Source organism: Amycolatopsis sp. 3B14 (assembly GCF_050958625.1).
GTDB classification, from domain to species: domain Bacteria; phylum Actinomycetota; class Actinomycetes; order Mycobacteriales; family Pseudonocardiaceae; genus Amycolatopsis_E; species Amycolatopsis_E thermoflava.
In genome coordinates this window covers 74,452-98,819 of sequence record NZ_JBHZEN010000002.1, presented here as the reverse complement: position 1 = coordinate 98,819, position 24,368 = coordinate 74,452, and the positions used below count along the sequence as shown (strand labels likewise).

Annotated in this window: 24 protein-coding genes; 15 read left to right on the top strand and 9 right to left on the bottom strand. The window is 71.1% G+C overall.

Annotated features, from left to right (window positions below; translation table 11 throughout):
- Positions 1 to 43: 43 nt before the first annotated feature.
- Complete coding sequence (locus tag ACCP09_RS00975; RefSeq protein WP_433742537.1) at positions 44 to 184, top strand: hypothetical protein; 141 nt, start codon at positions 44 to 46, stop codon at positions 182 to 184.
- 219 nt (positions 185 to 403) lie between these two features.
- Here ACCP09_RS00975 and ACCP09_RS00970 read toward each other — a convergent pair whose 3' ends face one another.
- The 4 genes from ACCP09_RS00970 to ACCP09_RS00955 form a co-directional block, all read right to left on the bottom strand.
- A complete protein-coding gene (locus ACCP09_RS00970; protein WP_027934891.1) occupies positions 404 to 1,264 on the bottom strand; it encodes an amino acid ABC transporter permease in 861 nt (286 codons plus the stop codon).
- Entirely contained in the window at positions 1,261 to 1,908 is a 648-nt protein-coding gene (locus ACCP09_RS00965) for an amino acid ABC transporter permease (protein ID WP_027934892.1), read from the bottom strand. The genes ACCP09_RS00970 and ACCP09_RS00965 overlap by 4 nt, the downstream gene beginning before the upstream one ends.
- Before the next feature lie 86 nt (positions 1,909 to 1,994).
- The gene (locus tag ACCP09_RS00960) at positions 1,995 to 2,906 is read right to left on the bottom strand and encodes a glutamate ABC transporter substrate-binding protein (protein ID WP_027934893.1); all 912 of its coding nucleotides are present in this window, start codon (positions 2,904 to 2,906) and stop codon (positions 1,995 to 1,997) included.
- Between the two features lie 57 nt (positions 2,907 to 2,963).
- Positions 2,964 to 3,692 carry an amino acid ABC transporter ATP-binding protein gene (locus tag ACCP09_RS00955; protein ID WP_208722417.1) on the bottom strand — a complete coding sequence of 243 codons (729 nt, stop codon included), beginning with the start codon at positions 3,690 to 3,692 and terminating at the stop codon, positions 2,964 to 2,966.
- Positions 3,693 to 3,949: 257 nt separating this feature from the next.
- On the opposite strand from ACCP09_RS00955, the gene ACCP09_RS00950 reads away from it, so the two are divergent.
- The 3 genes from ACCP09_RS00950 (at position 3,950) to ACCP09_RS00940 (ending at position 6,207) form a co-directional block, all read left to right on the top strand.
- Positions 3,950 to 4,186: a hypothetical protein gene (locus ACCP09_RS00950; RefSeq protein ID WP_433742534.1), complete on the top strand. Its 237-nt coding sequence runs from the start codon at positions 3,950 to 3,952 to the stop codon at positions 4,184 to 4,186.
- Positions 4,187 to 4,264: 78 nt separating this feature from the next.
- Complete coding sequence (miaB, locus tag ACCP09_RS00945) at positions 4,265 to 5,749, top strand: tRNA (N6-isopentenyl adenosine(37)-C2)-methylthiotransferase MiaB (RefSeq protein ID WP_378363978.1); 1,485 nt, start codon at positions 4,265 to 4,267, stop codon at positions 5,747 to 5,749.
- On the top strand, positions 5,746 to 6,207 hold the full coding sequence (locus ACCP09_RS00940) for an Rv2732c family membrane protein (RefSeq protein ID WP_027934897.1): 462 nt from the start codon (positions 5,746 to 5,748) through the stop codon (positions 6,205 to 6,207). The genes miaB and ACCP09_RS00940 overlap by 4 nt, the downstream gene beginning before the upstream one ends.
- On the opposite strand, the gene ACCP09_RS00935 is transcribed toward ACCP09_RS00940, so the two are convergent.
- Positions 6,094 to 7,092, bottom strand: coding sequence for a LysR family transcriptional regulator (locus ACCP09_RS00935; RefSeq protein ID WP_084022771.1), 999 nt, complete (start codon positions 7,090 to 7,092; stop codon positions 6,094 to 6,096). The two genes, ACCP09_RS00940 and ACCP09_RS00935, sit on opposite strands and share 114 nt — an antisense overlap.
- Positions 7,093 to 7,889: 797 nt before the next feature.
- Here ACCP09_RS00935 and ACCP09_RS00930 point away from each other — a divergent pair.
- Positions 7,890 to 9,074: an MFS transporter gene (locus tag ACCP09_RS00930; protein ID WP_433742531.1), complete on the top strand. Its 1,185-nt coding sequence runs from the start codon at positions 7,890 to 7,892 to the stop codon at positions 9,072 to 9,074.
- Between the two features lie 214 nt (positions 9,075 to 9,288).
- Here the strand turns inward: ACCP09_RS00930 and ACCP09_RS00925 are convergent, their stop codons facing one another.
- Positions 9,289 to 9,867, bottom strand: a complete 579-nt coding sequence (locus tag ACCP09_RS00925; protein WP_433742529.1) for a TetR/AcrR family transcriptional regulator — start codon at positions 9,865 to 9,867, stop codon at positions 9,289 to 9,291.
- Between the two features lie 62 nt (positions 9,868 to 9,929).
- Here ACCP09_RS00925 and ACCP09_RS00920 point away from each other — a divergent pair, with 62 nt between their 5' ends.
- Positions 9,930 to 10,934, top strand: coding sequence for a hypothetical protein (locus ACCP09_RS00920; RefSeq protein WP_433742527.1), 1,005 nt, complete (start codon positions 9,930 to 9,932; stop codon positions 10,932 to 10,934).
- Between the two features lie 71 nt (positions 10,935 to 11,005).
- Here the strand turns inward: ACCP09_RS00920 and ACCP09_RS00915 are convergent, their stop codons facing one another.
- Positions 11,006 to 12,316 (bottom strand): DUF349 domain-containing protein, encoded by a 1,311-nt coding sequence (locus tag ACCP09_RS00915; protein ID WP_020419597.1) that lies wholly within the window; start codon positions 12,314 to 12,316, stop codon positions 11,006 to 11,008.
- 247 nt (positions 12,317 to 12,563) lie between these two features.
- Between ACCP09_RS00915 and ACCP09_RS00910 the strand changes: the two genes are divergently transcribed.
- The 3 genes from ACCP09_RS00910 to dapF are packed head-to-tail and all read left to right on the top strand — an operon-like array spanning position 12,564 to position 14,986.
- Complete coding sequence (locus ACCP09_RS00910; RefSeq protein WP_123685438.1) at positions 12,564 to 13,247, top strand: class III extradiol dioxygenase subunit B-like domain-containing protein; 684 nt, start codon at positions 12,564 to 12,566, stop codon at positions 13,245 to 13,247.
- On the top strand, positions 13,244 to 14,143 hold the full coding sequence (gene miaA / locus ACCP09_RS00905) for a tRNA (adenosine(37)-N6)-dimethylallyltransferase MiaA (protein WP_027934902.1): 900 nt from the start codon (positions 13,244 to 13,246) through the stop codon (positions 14,141 to 14,143). Before ACCP09_RS00910 ends, miaA begins: the two co-directional genes overlap by 4 nt.
- Positions 14,144 to 14,152: 9 nt before the next feature.
- Positions 14,153 to 14,986, top strand: coding sequence for a diaminopimelate epimerase (gene dapF, locus ACCP09_RS00900; RefSeq protein ID WP_123685439.1), 834 nt, complete (start codon positions 14,153 to 14,155; stop codon positions 14,984 to 14,986).
- On the opposite strand, the gene ACCP09_RS00895 is transcribed toward dapF, so the two are convergent.
- Positions 14,892 to 16,211 (bottom strand): MFS transporter, encoded by a 1,320-nt coding sequence (locus ACCP09_RS00895; RefSeq protein WP_433742524.1) that lies wholly within the window; start codon positions 16,209 to 16,211, stop codon positions 14,892 to 14,894. The two genes, dapF and ACCP09_RS00895, sit on opposite strands and share 95 nt — an antisense overlap.
- A gap of 103 nt (positions 16,212 to 16,314) precedes the next feature.
- Between ACCP09_RS00895 and ACCP09_RS00890 the strand changes: the two genes are divergently transcribed.
- The 3 genes from ACCP09_RS00890 to ACCP09_RS00880 are packed head-to-tail and all read left to right on the top strand — an operon-like array spanning position 16,315 to position 19,286.
- A complete protein-coding gene (locus tag ACCP09_RS00890; RefSeq protein ID WP_123687248.1) occupies positions 16,315 to 16,770 on the top strand; it encodes an ArsR/SmtB family transcription factor in 456 nt (151 codons plus the stop codon).
- Between the two features lie 43 nt (positions 16,771 to 16,813).
- Positions 16,814 to 18,244 carry a GTPase HflX gene (gene hflX / locus ACCP09_RS00885; RefSeq protein WP_433742522.1) on the top strand — a complete coding sequence of 477 codons (1,431 nt, stop codon included), beginning with the start codon at positions 16,814 to 16,816 and terminating at the stop codon, positions 18,242 to 18,244.
- 19 nt (positions 18,245 to 18,263) lie between these two features.
- Entirely contained in the window at positions 18,264 to 19,286 is a 1,023-nt protein-coding gene (locus tag ACCP09_RS00880) for a hypothetical protein (protein WP_378333990.1), read from the top strand.
- Positions 19,287 to 19,311: 25 nt separating this feature from the next.
- Here the strand turns inward: ACCP09_RS00880 and lexA are convergent, their stop codons facing one another.
- Entirely contained in the window at positions 19,312 to 20,013 is a 702-nt protein-coding gene (lexA, locus tag ACCP09_RS00875) for a transcriptional repressor LexA (RefSeq protein ID WP_017983913.1), read from the bottom strand.
- A 246-nt stretch (positions 20,014 to 20,259) separates the two neighbouring features.
- Between lexA and ACCP09_RS00870 the strand changes: the two genes are divergently transcribed.
- From ACCP09_RS00870 to ACCP09_RS00860, 3 genes are all read left to right on the top strand, one after another.
- On the top strand, positions 20,260 to 20,739 hold the full coding sequence (locus ACCP09_RS00870; protein ID WP_433742519.1) for a LysM peptidoglycan-binding domain-containing protein: 480 nt from the start codon (positions 20,260 to 20,262) through the stop codon (positions 20,737 to 20,739).
- A 259-nt stretch (positions 20,740 to 20,998) separates the two neighbouring features.
- Positions 20,999 to 21,481 carry a transcriptional regulator NrdR gene (nrdR, locus tag ACCP09_RS00865; protein WP_017983911.1) on the top strand — a complete coding sequence of 161 codons (483 nt, stop codon included), beginning with the start codon at positions 20,999 to 21,001 and terminating at the stop codon, positions 21,479 to 21,481.
- 29 nt (positions 21,482 to 21,510) lie between these two features.
- A complete protein-coding gene (locus ACCP09_RS00860) occupies positions 21,511 to 24,333 on the top strand; it encodes a vitamin B12-dependent ribonucleotide reductase (RefSeq protein ID WP_123685442.1) in 2,823 nt (940 codons plus the stop codon).
- The last annotated feature ends 35 nt before the right edge of the window (positions 24,334 to 24,368 follow it).

The following is a 24,368-nucleotide window of genomic DNA, read 5'->3' as shown; positions in this document are numbered from 1 at the left end:
CACCGCCGCCTGCTTGGGCCGGGTGCGGCGCGGGAGCAGCGCGGTGAGCACGAATCCCGCGAACCCGAACACCACGGCCACGACGTCGAGCCAGAACACCTTCGACACGATCGAATCGACCAGCGTGAACGTCTCGTTGCCCTGCAGCGGGGACAACACGCTGAGGTTGAGCACCTGCTGGTAGAGCAGGTAGAGGATCACCACGGCCAGGCCGGCGAGCGTGAGCGGCGTCTTCAGCTTGCCGATGATCTTGGCGAACGTTTCGAGGTGGTTCCCTTGTGGCGTCATTCCCGGCCAGGACCAGCGGATGATCCATGTTATCCGCGGGCGCGACGCCGACTGACACCGAACGAAAAGAGGGGCGTGACGGCAGCCGTCACGCCCCTCTCTTTCGTCGTGTGGATCAGGCCACGCCCACGACGTCCTCGGTCGTCGGCGGGCGCTCGACCTCCACGTGTTTCTTGCTGCGCCGCTGGCGGCGTTCGATGTAGTTCGCCAGCGCGGTGAGCAGCAGGCACAGCGCGATGTACATCGCCGCGACCACCAGCGTGGACGGCACGATCGGGCGGCCGAACGTGCCCTGCGAGCCGATGTAGCGGGCGTAGTACAGCAGCTCGGGGTAGGTGACCAGGAACCCGAGCGCGGTGTCCTTGAGCAGCACCACGAGCTGGCTGATGATGGTCGGCAGCATCGACCGGACCGCCTGCGGGATCAGGACGAGCGTCATCACCTGCGTCTTGCGCATGCCCAGCGCGTACGCCGCCTCGCTCTGGCCCTTCGGCAGCGCCAGGATGCCGGCGCGGAACACCTCCGCCAGCACCGACCCGTTGTACAGGGTCAGGCCAAGCACCACGGCGGCGAACGGCGGCAGGGAGATGCCCAGCGCGGGTGCGCCGTAGTAGAAGAGGAACATCAGGATCAGCAGCGGGATGGCGCGGAAGAACTCCACGATCCCGGTGGAGACGCCGCGGACCCAGGCGTGGTCGGACAGGCGGCCTGCGGCGAAGATCGCGCCGAACACCAGGGCCAGCACGGCGCCGAGGGCGAAGGCCTGCAGGGTGGCGAGCAGGGCGTCGAGCAGGTCGCGCTGGACCTGGGCGTACTGCAGCCACTCCCAGCGGCGGGCGGAGAACTGGCCGCTGTCGATGAACCGCCAGATGATGTAGGCGATCACCGCGGCGACGATGAGGGTGCCCAGGACGGCGAGCACGCGGTAGCGGGCGCGGGCCTTGGGACCGGGGATGTCGAACAGGACGTTGCTCATCGCGCCACGCTCCAGCGCTTCTCGAGGGTCCGCTGGATGAAGGACAGGACCGCGACCAGGATGATGAACCCGAGGGCGACCCACAGCAGGCCGACCAGCTGGTTGTCACCGCGCTCGGACAGGTACTGGCGGATCGCACCGGCCTCGGCGACGGAGAACCCGGCGGCGATGGTGGTGTTCTTCAGCAGCGCGATGAGCATGCTCATCAGCGGCGGCACCACCGAGCGGATGGCCTGGGGCAGCACGATCTGGCCGAGGATCTGGGTGAAGGTCAGCCCGAGCGCGCGGGCGGCTTCGGCCTGGCCGACGGGGACGGTGTTGATGCCCGAGCGGACGACCTCGCAGATGAACGCCGAGGTGTACAGGGTCAGCGACACGACCGCGGCGGTGAAGTAGCTCAGGTCGACGATGTCGAGCAGCGGGTAGGCGAACACCAGGAACACGAACACCAGCGTCAGCGGGGTGTTGCGGATCAGTGTCACGTAGGTGGCGCCGACGGCGCGGAACACCGGGACCGGGCTCACCCGAAGGCCGGCCAGGAAAGTGCCGAAGATCAGGCTAGCCACGCCGGATATCAGGAACAGCTTGATCGTGGTCCAGAAGAACGGACCGTAGAGGTCCAAGTTGTCGAGCAGGACGTCCATCGGGCCTTCCCCGCCGCGGTTCGATGAGTGGGTGGAAACGGGTGTGGCCGGTGAGCACGCTCGCGCTCACCGGCCACAGAGGAGTGTCAGTAGCGCTGGATCGCCGGAGGCGTCGCGGCCGAGCCAGACTTGCCGAGGGTGGCGTCGTAGATCTTCTGCCAGGTGCCGTCGTCGATGGCGGCCTGCAGCAGGTCGTCCACCTTGCCGCGCAGCGCGGCGTCGTCACGGGGCAGGCCGATGCCGTACGGCTCCTGCGAGAACGTCTTGCCGACGACCTTCAGGTTGTCCGGGTCCTGCGCGGCGAAGCCCTTGAGGATGGCGTCGTCGGTGGTGACGGCGTCCACCTCCTTGGTGATCAGCTTCTCCACGCACTGCGAGTACTTCTGGAACTCGACGATGTTCCCGGCCTCGGTCAGCTGCTGGTCGCGCACGCGCTGGATCGGGGTCGACCCGGTCACCGAGCAGACCTTCTTGCCCTTCAGCGTCTCCGGGCCGGTGATCGAGGTGTCGTCCTTGCGCACCAGCAGGTCCTGCCCGGCCATGAAGTACGGGCCGGCGAAGGACACCTGGGTCTTGCGCTTGTCGGTGATGGTGTAGGTGCCGACGTAGTAGTCGACGTTGCCGTTGGTGATCGCGGCTTCACGCGCGGCCGAGTCGACCGTGGTGAAGGTGATCTTGCTCTCGTCGAAGCCGAGGCCCGCGGCGACCATCTTGGCGATCTCGATGTCGAAACCCTGGAACTTGCCGGTCGTCGGGTCCTTCAGGCCCAGGCCCGGCTGGTCGTCCTTCACGCCGATGGTCAGCTTGCCTGCGCCCTTGATCTTGGCGAAGGTCGGCGAGCCGGCCACGTCCACGTTCTGGGCCACCGTGTAGGTGGGCAGCGCGGCGGCGTCGGTTCCGGTGTCCCCGGTGCCGCCGGAGGGGGTCCCCTCCTTGCCGCAAGCGGTCAGCGTCAGGGCGCCGACCAGCAGGCCCGCTGCCAGGGTGCGGATCTTCATCTGGATTCCTGTTCTCCCGGGATCGGGCGGCGCCTGCCGGGCGCCGCGGGAACTCAACTAGTGCGTCAGGATCTTGCCGAGGAAGTCCTTGGCGCGGTCCGACTTCGGCTTGGTGAAGAACTCGTCCGGCGACGCGTCCTCGACGATCTCCCCGTCGGACATGAACACCACGCGGTTCGCCGCGCGACGGGCGAAGCCCATCTCGTGCGTGACCACGAGCATCGTCATGCCTTCCTTCGCCAGCCCGGTCATCGTGTCCAGGACCTCCTGGACCATCTCCGGGTCCAGCGCCGAGGTGGGCTCGTCGAACAGCATCACCTTCGGCCTCATCGCCAGCGCCCGCGCGATCGCCGCACGCTGCTGCTGACCGCCCGACAGCTGAGCCGGGTACTTCTGCGCCTGGTTCGCGATGCCCACCCGGTCCAGCAGCTGCATCGCGGTCTTGCGCGCCTCGTCCTGCCCGACCTTGCGGACCTTCACCGGCGCGAGCATCACGTTCTCGACGATGGTCTTGTGCGCGAACAGGTTGAACGACTGGAACACCATGCCGACCTCGGCGCGCAGCGCGGCCAGCGCCTTGCCCTCCGCGGGCAGCGGCTGCCCGTCCACCTCGATCTCGCCGGAGTTGATCGGCTCCAGCCGGTTGATCGCGCGGCACAGCGTCGACTTGCCGGACCCGGACGGGCCGAGCACCACGACGACCTGGCCCTTGGGCACCTCGAGGTTGATGTCCTTGAGCACGTGCAGGTCACCGAAGAACTTGTTCACGCCCGCAGCCCTGATCATCGCTGGTGCTGACGTAGCTGTGCTCATCTGCCCTCCATAGCCAGGCTCACTCGGCGATCTAACACCGTGACGCGCCCCCGCGCCCGTAAATCGAATCAAACGCAACCTAGGTGTCATCCGTTCTGCCCGTTTTCGACGGACGGTGACCCCGGGTGCGGGTAACTGTAGTCAGGCGAGCGGTGCAGCTCGGACGGGGTCGCTTCGCTCGAATGGGGCACACCGCTGCGCTCGGCGTCGTCACGTTCGATACTCGGTTCGTGACCGCACGCAACCTCCGCAATCTGGCCGCCGCGCTCGTGCTCGGCGCGGGGCTGTGCACGCTCGCCGCCCCCGCCGCCCACGCCGACGGTGTCAGCCTGAAAGCCGGCCCGTACCCGACGCAGGCGGACTGCCAGTCGCAGCTGTCGTCCTGGCCGGGACACATCTGCACGTTCATCCCGGACCTGCTGCCCGGCCCGATCCCCGAAGGCTGGTACGTCGCGCTGCGAACCTGACGCGCGCGAAGGCGGGCAACCCCGAAGAGTTACGCTGGTAGCCGTCATGGCTTGTCTTACCAGCGAACACGGTGCCCGATGAACGGTGGCAAAACCTACCAGATCCGCACGTTCGGCTGCCAGATGAACGTGCACGACTCCGAGCGGCTCGCGGGCCAGCTGGAGGAGGCGGGCTACGTTCCGGCGGGCGCGGACGACGCGCCCGACCTCGTCGTGTTCAACACGTGCGCGGTGCGCGAGAACGCGGACAACAAGCTCTACGGCACCCTCGGGCACCTGCGCCCGGCCAAGGACGCCAACCCGGACATGCAGATCGCCGTCGGCGGCTGCCTCGCCCAGAAGGACCGCGGCGAGATCGTCAAGCGCGCCCCGTGGGTGGACGTCGTGTTCGGCACCCACAACATCGGCGCCCTGCCGGTGCTGCTGGAACGCGCCCGGCACAACGCCGAGGCCGAGGTGGAGATCCTCGAGTCGCTGGAGACGTTTCCCTCGACGCTGCCCGCGCGGCGCGAGTCGGCATACTCGGGCTGGGTCTCGATCTCCGTGGGCTGCAACAACACCTGCACCTTCTGCATCGTGCCGTCGCTGCGCGGCAAGGAGCGCGACCGGCGGCCCGGCGAGGTTCTGGCCGAGGTCGAGGCGCTCGTCGCCGAGGGCGTGCTGGAAGTGACGCTGCTCGGGCAGAACGTCAATTCCTACGGCGTCGAGTTCGGCGAGCGGGACGCCTTCTCCAAGCTGTTGCGCGCCTGCGGCGGCATCGACGGCCTGGAGCGGGTCCGCTTCACCTCGCCGCACCCGGCCGCGTTCACCGACGACGTCATCGACGCGATGGCCGAGACCCCGAACGTCTGCCCGCAGCTGCACATGCCGCTGCAGTCCGGTTCGGACCGCATCCTGCGCGAGATGCGCCGCTCCTACCGGTCCAGCCGGTTCCTGTCCATTCTGGACAAGGTGCGGGACCGGATCCCGGACGCGGCCATCACCACCGACATCATCGTCGGGTTCCCCGGCGAGACCGAGGAGGACTTCCAGGCCACGCTCGACGTCGTGCGCGAGGCCCGGTTCTCCAGCGCGTTCACGTTCCAGTACTCCAAGCGCCCCGGCACCCCCGCGGCCGAGCTGCCGGACCAGCTGCCCAAGCAGGTCGTGCAGGAGCGCTACGACCGGCTGGTCGAGCTGGTCAACGAGATCGCCTGGGACGAGAACAAGAAGCTGGTCGGGCGCAAGGTCGAGCTGCTGGTCGCCGAGGGCGAGGGCCGCAAGGACACCGAGACCCGGCGGATGAGCGGGCGCGCCCGCGACGGCAGGCTGGTGCACTTCACGCCGACCGGGTCCGCGATCGACGGGTCCGTGCGGCCGGGTGACGTGGTCGAAACCGTGGTCACCTACGGCGCGCCGCACCACCTCGTCGCCGACGGCGACCTGCTGTCGCACCGGCGCACCCGCGCCGGTGACAACGTGGAGGCGGGCCGCCGGCCCAAGACCGACGGGGTCAGCCTGGGGCTGCCGTCGTTCGGCCGCCCGGCGCCCCAGCCGGTGACGACGGGTGGGTGCGGGCTGTGAGCGAGAGCGACTACGACCGGCTGGGCACCGACGTCGACGAGGTCGTCACCAAGGCCTCCCGCACCGTCGAGCTGGGCCGGCGCGGGTTCGTCATCGCGGTGCTGGTGTTCGTGCTGCTGGTGGGGCAGCTGTTGCCGTGGGTCGGTCCGCACGTGGGCTGGCAGGTGCTGCTCGGGCAGGGCGGCGGCATCCCGCAGCTGTTCGCGGTCACATCCACGGTGATCGGCGTGCTGGCCTCCGCGCTGACGCTGATGACGCGCCGCTGGTGGCTGTCGTGGGTGTGCGCGATGGGCGGCTGGTTCGCCTCCGTCGACGGGCTGCTGGCGATCTGGTCGCAGCAGTCGTCAGTCGCCAACGGCGCCACCGGGCGCGGTCCCGGCATCGGCATGGTGATCGCGCTGGTCGCGATCATCCTGCTGGCCGCCCAGTGGATGCGCACCGCCTGGTCCCGCACCTGAGGCGAACCGCGGGGCCAGCGACCGGGCGAGGCCGCGGAACAGCTGCACGTGCGGGTCGCGGTCGCCGGTGCGGGTGGCGAGCACGCTGTGGTCCCACGGCGCGTCCACGACCGGCACGCACACGGTGCCGGGCCAGCGGTAGAAGCGCGCGAACGAGCTGAGGGCCGAGCCGGCGCCCCGCCCTGCCGCGACGCTCATCAGCACCTCCTGCGGGGTGACCGCGTGGTCCGGTCCCGGGCGCGGCGCCTCGCCGCCGCGGGCTTCGGTGAAGTACAGGTAGTCCGTGAACGGCCGCGGTGTGTGCGGCGGCAGCGCGACGAACGGCAGGTCCAGCACGTCCGCGAGGCGCAGCTCGCCGGCCGCGGCCAGCTCGGAGTGCGCCGGGATGACGACGATGCGGGCCTCCGTGGTGAGCACGTCGACCGTGACGCGCTCGTCGGTGACCGCCGGCCGCACGAATGCCACGTCGACCCGGTGTTCGAGCAGCGCGCTGGTGTGCTCGGTGAAGGTGAGGGCCTCCAGGGTGAGGCGCACCTGCGGCCGCAGGTGGCGGAACGCGCTGATGACGGCCGGGGTCAGCTCGGCCGAGCCGTGGCCCATGACGCCGACGCGCAGGGTGTCGTCGGAGTGCTCGGCGAGGTCCGCCATGTCGGTGATGGCGGCGTTGGCCGCGTCGACCAGGCCGCGGGCGTGGCCGAGGAAGCGGTGGCCGGCCGGGGTGAGCCGCACCGGGGCGCGCTCGAACAGCGGCACGCCCAGCTCGCGCTCGAGCTGCTGGACGTGGGCGGTCACGGCCGGCGGGGAGAGGAAAAGGCGCGCCGCGGCCCGGCCGAAGTGCCCTTCTTCGGCCACCGCCAGAAACGAGGCAAGGCGGCGCAGATCCACGCCCTGACGGTAAGCCCGCCACGCGAGGTACGCCAAGGTGATCTACCACCCGCTCCTGCCGCCCCCAGACTCCGACGGGCGCCGCCGGGAGCAACCCGCCCGGAGGAACGCACTGGCTCTCGAACGGCGCACATGGTGCGCCACCAGTGGGCACAACACGCGCGGCGGCTACCGCTGCCGCCCGCGGCGGCGCGCTGCCTGCGGCAGCAGCCGCGCTGCCCGCAGCGACGCGCAGGCTGTGACGGCCACCGTCGCCCGCGGCGGCCACCGCTGCTGCCAACGTTGGCCGCCGCTGCCTGTGGCAGCGATCGCGCTGCGCGCAGCGACGCGCCGGTTGCGGTAGCCATCGCGCGACCCGCAGCGGCTACCGCTGCCGTGCGGGCCGGCCACGCGCTGCCCGCGGCCACGCGCTGTCCGTGGCCACGTGCCGGCTGCGGCACAACCGCGCTGCCCGCGGCGGCTGCCGCTGCCTGTGGTGGCGATCCCGGTGTGCGCAGTGACGCGCCGGTTGCGGCAGGCTGCCGCCTGCGTTGGCCGCCGCTGCCCGTGGCCACGCGCTGTCTGCGGCCACGTGCCGGCTGCGGCACAACCGTGCTGCCTGCGGCGGCCGCCGCTGCTTGCGGCAGCTGCCGCGCTGACCGCAGCAGCCACCACTGCCGCCCGCCGCTGCCTGCGGCAGCGCGCCGTGCCCGCGCCGCCCGCGGTAGCCGCCAGCCCGCCCAGCCACGCCCCGCACAGCCGTTCGGGAATCGTGAACGATCCGGTTTCCACAACTCCGCGCGGGTTAGAACCGGGGTATGACGGAGTGTGCCGTGCTGCCCGCGACCCGGCGGGCCTGGCCGCGGGCCGCCTGGTTGATCACCGCCGTGGGGTGGGGTGCCAACCAGTTCTCGCCATTGCTCGGGGCCTACCGGCGCGAGATGGGCCTCTCCGCGGCGACCGTGACCGGGCTCTTCGCGATCTACGTCCTCGGCCTGGTGCCAGGCCTGCTGCTCGGCGGCCCGGGCGCGGACCGCTACGGTCGACGGCCCGTGGTGCTCGGCGCGGTCGTCCTCTCGGTTCTCGCGACCGGGGCGCTGCTGCTCGGTGAAGTGGGTGTGCCGTGGTTGGGGGTGGGGCGCTTCGCCTCGGGGTTCGCCATGGGGGCGGTCCTCGCGGCGGGCAGTGCCTGGGTGAAGGAGCTGTCGCACCCGCCGCACGACGACACAGCCGAGGGGACCGGCGCGCGCCGGGCCAGTCTGTTCCTCTCCGCCGGCTTCGGGATCGGCGGGCTGGTCGCCGCGCTGATCGCGCAGTGGGCGCCGCTGGACGTCGCCTACCTGCCGCACCTCGTGTTGTCCGCGGTCGCGCTCGTCGCGGCGCTCAAGGTGCCGGAGACCGCGCCCCGCGCACAGCCCGGCAAGCGCGTGACCGGCATCCGCGACCCGCGCTTCCGGCGGATGGTCGTCCCGGTGGCGCCGTGGGTCTTCGCCGCGCCCGCGACCGGGTTCGCCGTGCTGCCGTCACTGGTGGAGTCGCGCCTCGGCGACGTCGAGACGGTCTTCGCGGGCGCCGCGATAGCCGTCGTGCTGGGGGCCGGGCTGCTGATCCAGCCGGTCGGCAGGCGGCTCGCCGCACGCGCGATCCTGCTGCCCGCGCTGATCGGGCTCGCCGCGGTCGGCACCGGGATGCTCCTCGGCCTCGCCGCGGCCGTGTCCGCGCAACCCGCCGTCGCGTTGCTGGCCGACGCGGCACTTGGCTGTGGGTACGGGCTGTGCGTGACCTTCGGCCTCACCGAGATCGCGCGCATCGCCCCGCCCGCGGGCCTGGCCCGGCTGGCCTCCGTGTGGTGGGCGCTAACCTACGTCGGGTTCTGCGCGCCGTACGTGTTCGCGCTGCTCACGCAGGTCACGACACCACCGGTGATCCTCGGGTCCGCGGCGGCGCTGGCCTTCCTGACCGGCGCGGGCGTGGCGCTGCGGCACCGGACAGCGCCATCATGACCGGGTGGACATCGCCGTCGAGCTGCGGGCGATGGACGGCCCCGCGGACTTCCGCGCCGGGTGGGCCACCCTCGAATCGCTGTGGGCGGACACCGTCGCCCGCGCCCGGCTACCCGGAGGAGCCGCAGCCGGTGGGGAAGTGTCTGCGCGTGGTGATGAACGAGGAGTGCGAGCACCGCCGGTACGCCGTGCGCGACCTGGCGGTGCTGGAGGGTCACTTCGACCGCACCAGCGGCAGGTAGACCTCGTCGACGATCTCGACCAGCACCTCGTCCGGCGCGGTGGGCACGCCCCGCACGACGAACTCGTTGCGCAGCAACACGATCGCCACCGTGGCGACGCGCTGGTTCAGCGCGGCCGGTGACACCTCCCCGCGTTCGGCAGCGCGTTCCAGGATGGTCAGCCACGGCGCGGCCGCCTCCTCGGCGGGGTCCTGCAGTTGCCCCAGGAGTTCCGAGGCGCCCCCGGCCGCGGCGATCAGCTCGCGCAGGATCGCGCCGAGCGGGGAGCTCCAGTGCCGGTTGGCGTCACGCAGCAGGGCGAGGGCGTCGTCGCGGAGGTTGCCGGTGTCCGGCACCGGCACCGATCTCGTGAGCCGCTGGTAGGCGGCAACTCCGAGAGCGAGCCGGTTCGGCCAGCGGCGGTACAGGGCGTTCTTGTTGGTGCCCGCGCGCGCGGCGACCTTGTCCATGGTCAGCGCGGCGAACCCGGACTCGGTCAGTTCGTCCGCCGCCGCCTGGAGGATCGCGTCCTCCAGCGCGGCTCCCCGCCTGCGGGTCCGGGACGGCTCCATGGGTACGCACAGTACCTTATCTCTGCTAAGGTACGGACAGTACCCTATTTGAGGAGATGGAAATGCGAGCCAAGGGCATCAGCTATGACACCGGTTTCCTGCAGAACGGGAAGTTCTCCCGGAAGCGGTTCGATCCGGACGTGGTCGAGCGCGAGCTGCGGGTCATCCGCGACGACCTGCACTGCAACGCGGTGCGGATCATGGGCGGCGATCCGGAGCGGCTGGAGGTGGCCGCCACCCGCGCGGCCGAGCTGGGGCTGGAGGTCTGGTTCTCGCCGTACCCGCTGGAGCTGACCGAGGAGGAGACGCTGAAGCTGTTCGCGGACTGCGCCGAGCGGGCCGAGCGGATCAGACGGCGGGGCGCCGAGGTCGTGTTCGTGGCCGGGGCCGAGCTGAGCCTGATGAACAAGGGTTTCCTGCCCGGCGACGGCATCCGGCAGCGGATCGCGTTCCTGATGGACAACCGCGAGCGCATCCCCGAACTCGGCTCCCGGGTCGGTGACTTCCTCGCCAAGGCGGTCGCTGTCGTGCGGGAGCGGTTCGGTGGCCAGGTGACCTACGCGTCCGTGCAGCTGGAGCGCGTCGACTGGACGCTGTTCGACTTCGTCTCGGTGGATCTGTACCGGACGGCCGCGATCGCCGACCGCTTCGCCGACGGGGTCCGGGCCCTCGTCGAGCAGGGCAAGCCCGTCGCGATCACCGAGTTCGGCGCCGCGACCTACCGCGGCGCGGGCGATCTGGGGGCGAGCGCGCTGGACGCCGTCGAGTACGAGGAGGACCGCGGCCCGGTCCGGCTGAACGGCGAGTACGAGCGCGACGAGGAGGGGCAGGCCGCGTACGTGCGCGAACTGCTGGAGACGTTCGACTCCGCGGGCGTGGACAGCGCGTTCGTGTTCACCTTCGCGTTGTACGACCACGTGCACCGCCCTGGCGGCGACCCGCGGGACGACCTGGACCTGGCCAGCTACGGGGTGGTGAAGGTCTTCGAGGACCGCGACGGGCAGGAGCTGCCGTGGGAGCCGAAGGCCGCGTTCACGGCGATCGGCGAGTACTACCGGGACCACTGAACGACGGCGGCCCCTCCCCGCACCGGGAAGGGGCCGCCACTCGAACCGAAGACCTCAGCGAATCGAAGACCTCAGCGGTCCGCGACCGCCTGCTCCGCCGCCTGCATCCACTCGCGCCACTGCGCCGCCTGCTCCTCGGCCTTCTTGGCGCGCCGCTCGTCGCCGGCGGCGCGGGCCTTCGCGGCCTGCGCCTCGAACTGCTCGACCCGCTCGCGGAACTGCGCGGCCCGCGCCTGCGCCTCCGGGTCGCTGCGGCGCCACTGGCTGTCCTCGACCTCGCGGATCCGGTCCTGCACCGCCTTGAGCCTGCCGTCCAGCTCGCGGATCCGCTCCCGCGGCACCTTGCCGATCTCGTCCCACTGCTCCTGGATCCGCCGCAGCTGCGCCTTCGCCGCGTCGAGGTTGGCGCCCGGGTCGATCTTCTCGGCCTCGGCGAGCAGCTCCTCCTTGCGCGTGGCGTTCGCGGCGAACTCGGCGTCCCGCTCGGAGAACGTCGCGGAGCGGCGGGAGAAGAACGCGTCCTGCGCGGCGCGGAAGCGCTGCCACAACGCGTCGTCGGCCTCCTTGGGCGCCCGGCCCGCCGCCTTCCACTCCGTCATGAGCTCCTTGTAGCGCCCGGCCGTCGGGCCCCAGTCGGTCGAGTCGGCGAGCGCCTCGGCCTCCGCGATCAGCTCCTCCTTGCGGGCCTTCGCGGCCGCGCGCTGCTTGTCCAGCTCGGCGAAGTGCGAGCCGCGGCGCCGGTTGAACGCCTCCCGCGCCTTGGAGAAGCGCTTCCAGAGCTCGTCGTCGGTCTTGCGGTCGACGCCCTTGATCGTCTTCCACTCGTCGAGGATCGCGCGCAGCCGGTCGCCAGCGGCCTTCCACTGCACCGACTCGGCGGCGATCTTCTCGGCCTCCTCGGCCAGCGCCTGCTTACGCCCGACCGCGGCCGCGCGGGCCTCCTCGCGCTCCTGCTTCGCCGCCGCCAGCGCGGTTTCGGCGTGCGCGACGATCTGGTCGATCCGCGCCGACAGCGCCGCGAGGTCGCCGACCACGGCCGCCGTCGGCAGGCTTTCCCGCAGCTGCGTCGCGGTGGCGAGCGCGTGCTTCGGGTCGCCCGCGCCGGACGACAGCCGGGTGCCGAGCAGTTCGACCTCGGTGCGCAGGTCGTCGAAGCGCCGCGCGTAGTGCAGCAGCCCCTCCTCCGGCGAGCCGGCCTGCCACACGCCGACGGCGCGTTCCCCGTCCGCGGTCCGGACGTAGACGTTGCCCTCGTCGTCCACCCGGCCCCAGCGGGAGGGGTGCGGCTCGGCCGGCGGGACCGGCGCGCCGTGGCCGGCGGCGGGCGTGTGGCCGTGGGGCACCTGGTGGGGTGCCGGGGTGCCGGTGTTCTCGTCGGACATCGCAGGCTCCTTATCGCCTGTCGGCCCGCCTCGTGGCGGGCGCCCCGCTGGCGGGCGGGGCCGGGTCATGCGGGTCTCGTTCCCTCTGGCCGCATTCAAGCAGTTCAGCGCCGCTCGTGGTACTCGGTTGGGGGGTCGGAGCGGGTGATTCTACTTCCGGGCCACGTGGGATCGCTGTGATCGTCGATCTCGCTGCTCTCCGTGGTCGTGGGTTGCCCGAGCGTGGCTGCCGGTAACCTCGACGGGTGTGATCGTGCAAGCCGTGGTGGTACCGCAGCCCCCGCTGCTCGTGCCGGCGCTGTCCCCGGGGGCGAACGCCGAGCTGGAGGCGTTGCGCGCGGCCTGCCGCGCCGCCGTGGGGCGTCTCGCCGCCGTGACCCGGGAGTGGGTCGCGGTGGGCGCCGGTGACCACGAACGGGTCATCGAGCCCGACACGTCCGGGTCGTTCCGCGGATACGGAGCCGACGTTCCGGTCTCGTTGAGCGCGGCGCCCGCGTCCCCGGCCGAACTCCCGCTGCCCGCCCTCGTCGCGGGCTGGCTGCGGGAGCAGGCGGGCGCGGATTCGGTGCGGGTGCACCTCGTGGACGGCGATCCGGCCGAGTGCGAGCGCCTCGGCAAGCTCCTCGCCAACGGCGACCGGACCGGCCTGCTCGTGCTCGGTGACGGCTCGAACCGGCACGGCCCCAAGTCCCCGGGCAGTGAGGACGAGCGCGCCCCCGCCTTCGACGAGGCGGTCGCCCGCGCGCTCGCCACCGCCGACACGGCCGCGCTGCGGGCGCTCGATCCCGGGCTGGCCGCCGAACTGGGCGCGGGCGGCCGCGCGCCGTGGCAGGTGCTGGCGGGCGCCGGCGACGACTGGCGCGCCGAACTGCTCTACTCCGCGGCGCCGTTCGGCGTCGGCTACCACGTCGCGGTGTGGGAGCGCGGGTGAACCCGATCGCCGTCGTCGGCCCCACCGCCACCGGCAAGTCCGAACTCGCCATCACGATCGCGCGCGCGGTCGGCGGCGAGGTGGTCAACGCCGACGCCCTGCAGCTCTACCGCGGCATGGACATCGGCACCGCCAAGGTTTCGGCGGCGGAACGCCGCGGCGTGCCGCACCACCTGCTCGACGTCCTCGACGTCACCGAGACCGCCTCCGTCGCCGCCTACCAGCGCGACGCCCGTGCCGTCATCGAGCGCCTGCTGGCCGAGGGCAAGGTGCCCGTGCTGACCGGCGGCTCGGGCCTCTACGTGCAGGCCGTCCTCGACGACCTCCGCTTCCCGGGCACCGACCCGGCCGTGCGGGCGCGGCTGGAGGCCGAGGCCGCCGAGGTCGGCGCCGCGGCCCTGCACAGCCGGCTCACCACGCTCGATCCGGCCGCGGCCACCGCGATCCTGCCGACCAACACGCGCCGGATCGTCCGCGCGCTGGAGGTCATCGAGATCACCGGACAACCGTTCTCCGCCAACATGCCGCGTCCCGGCCCCGCTCGGTACGGCACCGTGATGATCGGGATCGACCGGGACACCGAGGACCTCGACCGGCGCGTGGAGCTGCGTGTGGACCGCATGTTCGCGGCCGGCCTCGTCGACGAGGTGCGGTCGCTGGTGGAGCGCGGGCTCCGGGAGGGCAAGACGGCCTCCCGCGCGCTGGGCTACCAGCAGGTGCTCGCCGAACTGGACGGCGACGGGGACTTCGCCGCCGCGGCCGAGGCGACGAAGCAGGCGACGCGCCGATTCGTTCGCAGGCAACGATCCTGGTTCCGCCGGGACGCGCGGATCCGGTGGTTCGACGGAGCCGATCTTGACGTGGCCGAGCGGGTGCTCTCCGTGGTGGCCCAGTAGTCTGATCGTGTGGTTATCGAGTTCCTCAAGGGGCATGGCACCCAGAACGACTTCGTGGTGCTCCCCGACCCCGACGCCCGGCTGGACCTGACGGCGAGCCGGGTCGCCGCGCTGTGCGACCGGCAGCGCGGGCTCGGTGCCGACGGTGTCCTCCGCGTGGTGCGCAAGGAGGCTCTGGACCTGCCCGCCGCGGCCGATTCGGCGGGGGAGTGGTTCATGGACTACCGCAACGCCGACGGGTCGATCGCCGAGATGTGCGGCAACGGGACGCGGGTGTTCGCGCGGTACCTCGTCGAAGCGGGACTGGTGTCCGGGCGCGAGTTCGTGATCGGGACCCGCGCGGGCGACCGGCCGGTGGTGGTGCACCCGGACCTCACGGTGACCGTGCAGATGGGGCCGGCCGCGATCACCGGCGCCTCGGTCGCCATCGTCGACGGGCACAACTTCTCCGGTGTCGCGGTGAACGTGGGCAACCCGCACCTGGTGTCCATTGTGGACGACGACATCGACGAGCTGGACCTGACCCGCGCGCCCCGCTACGACAGCGACTTCTTCCCCGACGGCGTCAACCTGGAGTTCGTCAACCCGCTCGGCGAGCAGCGCCTGAAGATGCGGGTGTATGAACGGGGAGTCGGCGAGACCCGCGCGTGCGGCACCGGCACGGTGGCCGCGGTCGCGGCCGCGCTGCACCTGGCGGGCACCGACACCGGGAAGTCCGCTGTGGACATCCCCGGCGGCCGGGTCGAGGTCACTGTGGAGCGGGGGGCGTCGACGCTGACGGGCCCGGCGGAGTTCGTGGCGCGGGGTCAGCTGGATCCGCAGTGGTGGGAGCGGGCGGGCTGACCGGCAGGTCGCGCATCCGCCGCAACGGGGACAGCAGCACCGGCAGCATCGTCACCGCCATGAGCGCGCACCCGGTCCACACGGTGGACCGGACGCCGATCAGCTCGCCGAGCGCGCCGCCTGCCAGTCCGCCGAGCGGCATGGTGCCCCACACCACGAACCGCACGGTCGCGTTCATCCGGCCCATCAGCCGGTCCGGGCAGATCGCCTGCCGGTAGCTGACCTGCGCGACGTTGTAGACCACGATGCCGTAGCCGCTGGCCACCATCCCCAGCACGCCCAGCGTCACCGACCAGCCCGGCTGGGACAGCGGCAGCAGCAACTGGAGCGGCCAGGTGGTCATCGGCACCAGCCAGATGGCCCTGGCCTGCCCGATCACCCTGGTCCAGAACCCGGCGGTGAGCGCGCCCAGGATGCCGCCGCCGCTGGCGACGGCGAGCACCAGGCCGACGCCGGACGGGCTCAACCTGAGGTCCCTGGTGAGGAACAGGACCTGCATCGAGATCACGATCGTGCCGGCGAAGTTGCCGCTCGCGGTGCACAGCACGATCGCGCGCAACGCCGGATTGCCGAACACGAACCGCAGGCCCTCGGCGATCTGCGCGCGCAGCGGGGTGCCGTCGTGTGGTTCCGGCTCCGGTTCGGGCGTCCGGATGCGCAGCAGGAACAGTCCGGACGCGACGTAGCCCGCCCCGGTCGCGAGCACCGCGTTGGCCGCGCCGAACAACTGGGTCAGCCCCCCGCCGAGCCCCGGCCCGACCACCTGCGCGACCGACTGGCTGGCCTGTAGCTTCGCGTTGCCCTCCACCAGGTGCTCACGCCCGACCAGGGACGGCAGGTAGGACTGGTAGGCGACGTCGAAGAACACCGTCCCGACGCTGACCAGCAACGCCACCACGACCAGCTGGGCCAGCGTCAGCCGGCCTGCCCACCACGCCAGCGGGATCGTCAGCAGCAGCGCGGCGCGGGCGAAGTCGGCGCGCAGCATCAGCGGACGCCGTTTCATCCGGTCCACCCACACCCCGGCCGGCAGCCCGATCAGCAGGAACGCGGCGTTCTCCGCCGCGGTGAGCAGGCCCATCTCGCCGGGCGTCGCGGACAGCACGGTCGCGGCCAGCAGCGGCAAGACGGTAATGCCCACGAACGTGCCCGCCTGGCTGACCGTGTCGCCCGCCCACAGCAGCCGGAACCCCGAGTGGAACCAGAGCGAGTCTCGTCGTGGCACACCAACAGAGTGACGCAGTGATTGGAATCCGTCAATCACTTCGCCCGACTACGCTGGGGCGGTGCGAGACCGCCGCCCCCCGAGTGAGGCCGAGGCAGCCGCCCTGGCCTCGGGAATACGCCTGCGCATCATCCGGTTGACCTATGCGGAGGCGTTGACGAACAAGGAAATCGCGCAGCGCCTGGGGCGGGACCCGGCGACCACGTTGCACCACGTGCGCAAGCTGGTCGACACCGGTTTTCTGGCCCCGCAGCCCGCCCGCAGGGGCAATCGCGGCGCGAAGGAGATCCCGTACCTGTCGACCGGCAAGTCCTGGGAGCTGTCCGGGGAGGACGACAGGGCGTTGTCCGAGGCCATGCTGGAGGCCTACCTGTCCGAGATCGCCGAGCTCGACCGCGGCGAGCTGGACCAGTCCCGGCTGGTGGTCCGGGTCGACGCCGAGGCCAGGCGCGAGTTCGAACAGCGGCTGCTGAGCCTGCTGGACGAGTTCCGCGACCGCTCGACCCCGGAGGGCGCCGAGCAGTTCGCGATCTACGTGGCGGTGTACCCGAGCCGCTAAAGGATTCGGACAATCCCGCGAATCGTGGGACCATGGAAGGACGATGACAGAACTGACCTACACAGACCTCGTGGAAGACCCGTCGACCGGCGACCTGGAACTGTCCGAGCGCGCATCCCTGCGCCGCGTCGCGGGCCTGTCGACCGAACTGTCGGACATCACCGAGGTCGAGTACCGGAAACTCCGCCTCGAGCGCGTGGTCCTGGTCGGTGTGTGGACCGAGGGCACCGCGGAGCAGTCCGAGGCTTCGCTAGCCGAACTCGCACGCCTGGCCGAGACCGCCGGTTCCGAAGTGCTCGAAGGTCTCGTGCAGCGCCGCTCCAAGCCCGACCCGGCCACCTACATCGGCTCGGGCAAGGTGCGCGAGCTGTTCGACATCGTCGTCGCCACCGGGGCCGACACGGTCATCTGCGACGGTGAGCTCTCGCCCGGCCAGCTGCGCCAGCTGGAGGAGCGGCTCAAGGTCAAGGTGATCGACCGGACCGCGCTGATCCTCGACATCTTCGCCCAGCACGCGCGCTCGCGCGAAGGCAAGGCGCAGGTCGAGCTGGCCCAGCTGCAGTACCTCATCCCGCGGCTGCGGGGCTGGGGTGAGTCGCTGTCCCGGCAGGCCGGTGGCCGCGCCGGTGGCGCGAACGGCGGTGTGGGCCTGCGTGGTCCCGGTGAGACCAAGCTGGAGACCGACCGGCGGCGCATCAACAAGCGCGTGGCGAAACTGCGCCGCGAGATCGCCGCGATGGACACCATCCGGGCGACCAAACGGGGCCGCCGCGTGGCCAACGAGGTGCCCAGCGTCGCGATCGTCGGCTACACCAACGCGGGCAAGTCGAGCCTGCTCAACGCCATCACCGGGGCCGGTGTGCTGGTGGAGAACGCGTTGTTCGCCACCCTGGACCCGACCACCCGGCGGGCGGCCACCCCGGACGGGCGCACGTTCACCCTGACCGACACGGTCGGGTTCGTGCGGCACCTGCCGCACCAGCTGGTCGACGCGTTCCGCTCGACGCTGGACGAGACGGCCGACGCGGACCTGTTGCTGCACGTCGTGGACGGGTCCGACCCGGCCCCGGAGGAGCAGGTCAACGCCGTGCGCCAGGTGCTCGCCGAGATCACCAAGAGCCACGAAAGCCCGCTGCCGCCGGAGCTGATCGTGATCAACAAGGCGGACGCGGCCGACGAGCTGTCGCTGGTCCGCCTCCGGCACCTGCTGCCGGGCGCGATCGTGGTGTCGGCCAAGACCGGCGAGGGTGTCCCGGAACTGGTCGAGGCGCTGGCCGAGCGGCTGCCGCGGCCCGACGTGGTCGTGGATGCGCTCGTGCCGTACACCCGCGGTGAGCTGGTGGCGCGCGTGCACTCCGAGGGTGAGGTCCTCACCGAGGAGCACCTTGCGGAGGGCACCCGCCTGAGCGCCCGGGTTCGCCCGGACGTGGCATCCGCGCTGGAGGCCTACGCCGTGAACGGATCACCGGCCTGAAATCGGTACCGTGGCTCTGGTGAGCCTCGGTAGAGCTGCGCTGGCGCCGGTCCTGTCGGTCCTTGTCTTGCTGGGGCTGGCGGGGCCGGCGCACGCGGCGCAGGCCCCGGAACCGGTGTGCTCGGTGACGGACAAGCGGCTCGGCGAGCTGTCCGGCCTGGTGAGCGACGGCTCGCGGTGGTACGCGATCAACGACGGCGGCACCAAGGTGCAGATCTTCGTGCTGGGCCGCGACTGCGCCGTGCAGCGGATCATCTCCGGCTCGACCGACCCGTACGACGTCGAGGACCTCGCCCGTGCCGCGGACGGCACGTTCTGGCTCGCCGACACCGGCGACAACCGCAAACAACGCGAGACCATCGCCCTGCTGGCCGTCACGCCGCAGGGCAAGGTGACGCTGCACCGCCTGACCTACCCCGACGGTCCGCACGACGCGGAGGCGCTGCTGCTCGACGCGTCGGGAACGCCGTACCTGGTCACGAAGAACCCGCTGGGGGAGGCGGGGATCTACCGGCCGGCGAAGGCGCTGGCCAGCCCTGGCCCGACGCCGCTGGAGCGGGTCGGGTCGATCAACATCAAGTCCACGGACACCCCGGGCGGACCGGTCGCGGGGTTCGGCTCCGTGCTGGTCACCGGTGGCGCCGTGAGCGCGGACGGCAAGGTCGTCGCGCTGCGGACCTACACCGACGCCTACCTGTTCCCGGCCCCCGACCGGGACGTGGCCGCCGCGCTGCAGCGCGAGCCGGTGCGCGTGCCGCTGCCCGACGAGCAGCAGGGGGAGGCGATCGCCTTCGACCCGGACGGCACCCTGTTGTCGGCGTCCGAGGGGGTCGGCCCGATCCGCGCGGTGCGCGGGGCGGCGGCCCTGGTGGCGGACAGCGCCGAGGAGGAGGGCGGCCAGTCCGCGGGCTCCGGCGGCGAGGCCGCCGGCGGGGCGTCCGGCCAGGGCGGCGTGGACACGGTGCCCGGCCTGTTGCTGGCCGTCGTCGTCGCGGGCGGCGTGGTGTTCGCCTGGACGAAGTTGCGGAAGCGGTCCGGCTGATCGTTTCGAACGGCCGATCGACCGGCTAGAGACGGCGGATGACCGCCACGACCTTCCCCAGAATGGTGGCTTCGTCGCCGGGGATCGGGTCGTAGGCCTCGTTGTGCGGCATCAGCCACACGTGTCCGTCCTTCTGCTTGAACGTCTTCACCGTGGCCTCGCCGTCGATCATCGCGGCCACGATCTCGCCGTTGTTCGCCGTCGGCTGCTGGCGCACGACCACCCAGTCGCCGTCGGTGATGGCGGCGTCGACCATCGAGTCACCGGTGACGCTGAGCAGGAAGACCTCGCCCTCGCCGACGATGTCCTTCGGCAGCGGGAAGACCTCTTCGATGGACTGCTCGGCCAGCACCGGGCCACCGGCTGCGATGCGGCCGACCAGCGGCACGTACGCGGGCTTCGGCAGCGGCGTGGTCTCGGCCTCGGCCTGTGCGGTCAGCACGCCGACGGCGCGGGGACGGTTCGCGTCGCGGCGCAGGTAACCCTTGCGCTGCAGCGAACGCAGCTGGTGCGACACCGACGAGGTCGAGGTGAGCCCGACCGCCTCGCCGATCTCGCGGACGCTGGGCGGGTAGCCGAAGCGGTCGATCCACGCCTTGATGACTTCGAGGATCTGCTGCTGGCGGGGGCTGAGACCCTCTTCGACGTCCTCGGGGTCGGGGAGGGGATGCACGTCCCCGAACCGGCCGCCTGGCCTGCGGATCGTCTCGCCCGTCTCTTCCGACACCGTGCTGCCTCCCAGCTCTGGAGCGGCCGGGACCGCGCACCCGCGCGACCGGCGCTGTCCGCCTCTGCTGGTCACCCACAGTAGTGCACCCGACAGCAAACATCAAACAACTGTTCGACGACACGCCGGGGCGCGCTCGATTTTGTCGTACCCGGGTGGTACACATTCGCACGGAGGTTCGATAGAACGGTTGTTCGACCGGCGGCGCGCTCGTCGCGGGTCGCGGATCTGCGAGGAGGTTCCGCCATGTCGGTGCTGACACTTGAGGAGTGGCTGGTCCGGCGCGCGCCGGAGGAGGGCGCGGGCGGGCGCGTGCCGGTGCGGCCGCGTCGTCCGGAGGTGCGCCGTCCGGAGGTGCGCCGCCCGCCGACTCGGGCGCGCGTGGTCGCGGGGCGCCGTCCCGGTCCGGTCGCCGCCTGCCCCCGGCGGATCGCGCCGCGGTGGCCGTGGCTCGCCGCGGTCGGGGTCGCCATCGCGCTCGCCGTCACCGGGTTGGGTGTTTTCGCCGGCTCGTTCGCGCCGGACGTCCCGGAGCGGACGGTCACCGTCGCGGTCGCGCCGGGGGAGACGCTGTGGGATCTGGCGCGGCAGTACACGCCGGGGAGCGACACGGGCGCCGTGGTCGAGCGCATCGAAGAGCTGAACCACCTGCCGGCCGAGTCGGTCGTGCCGGGTCTGTTGCTCACCGTGCCGGTCGAATCCGGCTCCGTGATCACAGGCTCGTGAAGGCTGTCGCCATACCTCATCACTCGCTCGTGTCGCTTGCGCCCCGCCTGCGCGCGTTCTAAGGTCCACCGCTATATCTAGTAGTTACATGGCTGTAGTTGGTCCACAAGTTGGGGTAGACTGAGGACGAGTTGTCCACAGGCGGTGGGTGTTCACCCACCGGATATCCACATGTTGATCACCAGGTTCGAGCCGTAGCGTGGCGGCGCGGGCCGGGGTGGATGTCACCCGCGGGACGAGAGGGGAAGGTGTTCGGAAAGTGCGTTGCCCGTTCTGCCGTCACGCCGACTCCCGGGTCGTCGACTCGCGGGAAGTGGACGAGGGGCAGGCCATCCGCCGCAGGCGGTCCTGCTCGGCCTGCGGTCGCCGGTTCACTACGTCCGAGACGATGGTGCTGGCGGTCGTCAAGCGTTCCGGGGTCACCGAGCAGTTCAGCAGGGACAAGGTGGTCCGGGGAGTGCGCCGGGCCTGCCAGGGCAGGCCGGTCGACGACGACGCGTTGCAGCAGCTCGCCCAGCGGGTCGAGGAGTCGATCCGCGCGGCCGGAGTCGCCGAGATCCCGAGCCACGAGGTCGGCCTCGCCATCCTCGGGCCGCTGCGGGAACTCGACGAGGTCGCCTACCTCCGGTTCGCCAGCGTCTACCGCTCCTTCTCCTCGGTCGAGGACTTCGAGAAGGAGATCGCGGACCTGCGCAAGGCCATGGCAGACAAGCACGGCGACGAAAGCGCGGCCGGGGAATGAGCCCGGCGCGCGGCGGGAGGGACGAATCGATGACCGAGACCGTGGGTGCGAGCACGGCGAGCGGCAAGTCGGCGAAGCGGGGCAAGCGGGGGCTGAAGATCAGCCGGGTGTTCACGACCGAGGGCGTGCACCCGTACGACGAGGTCGCCTGGGAGCAGCGCGACGTCGTCATGACCAACTGGCGTGACGGGTCGATCAACTTCGAGCAGCGGGGCGTCGAGTTCCCCGAGTTCTGGTCGATGAACGCGACCAACATCGTCACCAGCAAGTACTTCCGCGGTGCGGTGGGCAGTCCGCAGCGCGAGCGCAGCCTCAAGCAGCTCATCGACCGCGTCGTGCACGCCTACGTGAAGGCCGGCACCGAGCACGGCTACTTCGCGACGGCCACCGACGCCGAGGTCTTCGAGCACGAGCTCACCTGGATGCTGCTGCACCAGGTCTTCAGCTTCAACTCCCCGGTGTGGTTCAACGTCGGCACCTCCTCCAAGCAGCAGGTCTCCGCCTGCTTCATCCTCGCGGTCGACGACACCATGGAGTCGATCCTCGACTGGTACAAGGAAGAGGGGATGATCTTCCGCGGCGGGTCCGGCGCGGGCATCAACCTCTCCCGCATCCGGTCCTCCAAGGAGCTGCTGTCCTCCGGCGGCACCGCGTCCGGCCCGGTGTCCTTCATGCGTGGCGCCGACGCCTCGGCGGGCACCATCAAGTCCGGTGGGGCCACCCGGCGCGCGGCGAAGATGGTCGTCCTCGACGTCGACCACCCGGACATCGAGGAGTTCATCCAGACCAAGGCGCGCGAGGAGGAGAAGATCCGCGTCCTGCGCGACGCCGGCTTCGACATGGACCTCTCCGGCGCCGACATTACGTCGGTGCAGTACCAGAACGCCAACAACTCGGTGCGCGTCAGCGACGAGTTCATGCGCGCCGTCGAGTCCGACGCCGAGTTCGGGCTGCGTGCCCGCCTCACCGGCGAGGTCATCGACACCGTGAACGCGCGGAAGCTGTTCCGCTCGATGGCGCAGGCGGCGTGGGAGTGCGCCGACCCTGGCCTGCAGTACGACGACACGATCAACGACTGGCACACCTGCCCCGAGTCGGGCCGGATCACCGCGTCGAACCCGTGCAGCGAGTACATGCACCTGGACAACTCCAGCTGCAACCTGGCGTCGCTGAACCTGCTGAAGTTCCTCAAGGACGACGGCACGTTCGACGGTGAGCTGTTCGTCAAGGCGATCGAGTTCGTCATCACCGCGATGGACATCTCGATTTGCTTCGCGGACTTCCCGACCGAGGCGATCGGCGACACCACCCGCAAGTTCCGCCAGCTGGGCATCGGCTACGCCAACCTGGGCGCGCTGCTGATGGCCACCGGGCACGCGTACGACTCCGACGGCGGCCGCGCGCTCGCCGCCAGCATCACGTCGCTGATGACCGGCACGTCCTACCGTCGCTCGGCCGAGATGGCCGGCGTGGTCGGCGCGTACGAGGGCTACAGCCGCAACGCCGAGGCGCACCAGCGCGTCATGCGCAAGCACGCCGCGGCCAACGACGCGATCCGCACGATGCACACCAACGACGCGGCGATCCGCGACCTGGCCACCCGCGAGTGGCAGAAGGGTATCGAGATCGGCACGAAGAACGGCTGGCGCAACGCGCAGGCCAGCGTGCTCGCGCCGACCGGCACCATCGGCTTCATGATGGACTGCGACACCACCGGTATCGAGCCGGACTTCTCGCTGGTGAAGTTCAAGAAGCTCGTCGGTGGCGGCTCGATGCAGATCGTCAACCAGACCATCCCGCGCTCGCTCAAGACCCTGGGCTACCAGGACGAGCAGATCGAGGCGATCGTCGAGTACATCGCCGAGCACGGCCACGTGGTCGACGCGCCGGGCCTGCGCCCGGAGCACTACGAGGTGTACGACTGCGCCATCGGCGAGCGGTCCATCGCCCCGATGGGTCACGTGCGCATGATGGCCGCGGTGCAGCCGTTCCTGTCCGGCGCGATCTCCAAGACGGTCAACATGCCGGAGACGGCGACGGTCGAGGAGATCGAGGAGATCTACTTCCAGGGCTGGAAGCTGGGCCTCAAGGCGCTGGCGATCTACCGCGACAACTGCAAGGTCGGCCAGCCGCTGTCCAGCGCGAAGAAGAAGGCCGAGACCGCCGACGTCGCCGAGCCGGAGAAGGTCGTCGAGTACAAGCCGATCCGCAAGCGGCTGCCGAAGAAGCGCCCGAGCCAGACGCTGTCGTTCACGGTCGGCGGCGCGGAGGGCTACCTGCACGCCGGCTCGTACCCGGACGACGGGCTGGGCGAGATCTTCGTCAAGCTGGGCAAGCAGGGTTCGACGCTGGCGGGTGTCATGGACGCCTTCTCGATGTCGATCTCGGTGGGCCTGCAGTACGGCATCCCGCTCGAGTTCTACGTCTCGAAGTTCTCGAACCTGCGCTTCGAGCCGGCAGGCATGACGGACGACCCGGACATCCGGATCGCCACCAGCGTGCTGGACTACCTGTTCCGCCGCCTCGCGCTGGACTACCTGCCGTACGAGAAGCGGGCCGAGCTGGGCATCTTCACCGCGGCCGAGCGCGCCGCCCAGGTGGAGACGGGCTACGGTTCGCAGCCGGCCGAGCAGGTCGACCTGGAGGCGCTGCGCAGCACGGTCGACTCGAGCCCCGCGAAGGCCGAGCCGGCCGAGCAGCCCCACGCGGCGCACAGCACGGCCGAGCTGATGGACCTGCACCTCGGCAAGGCGGCCGACGCCCCGCTGTGCATGACCTGCGGAACGAAGATGCGCCCCGCGGGCTCGTGCTACGCGTGCGAGGGCTGCGGCGCCACCTCCGGCTGCAGCTGACCTGATGATGTGACACAGCGGCCGGGTGCTTTCGC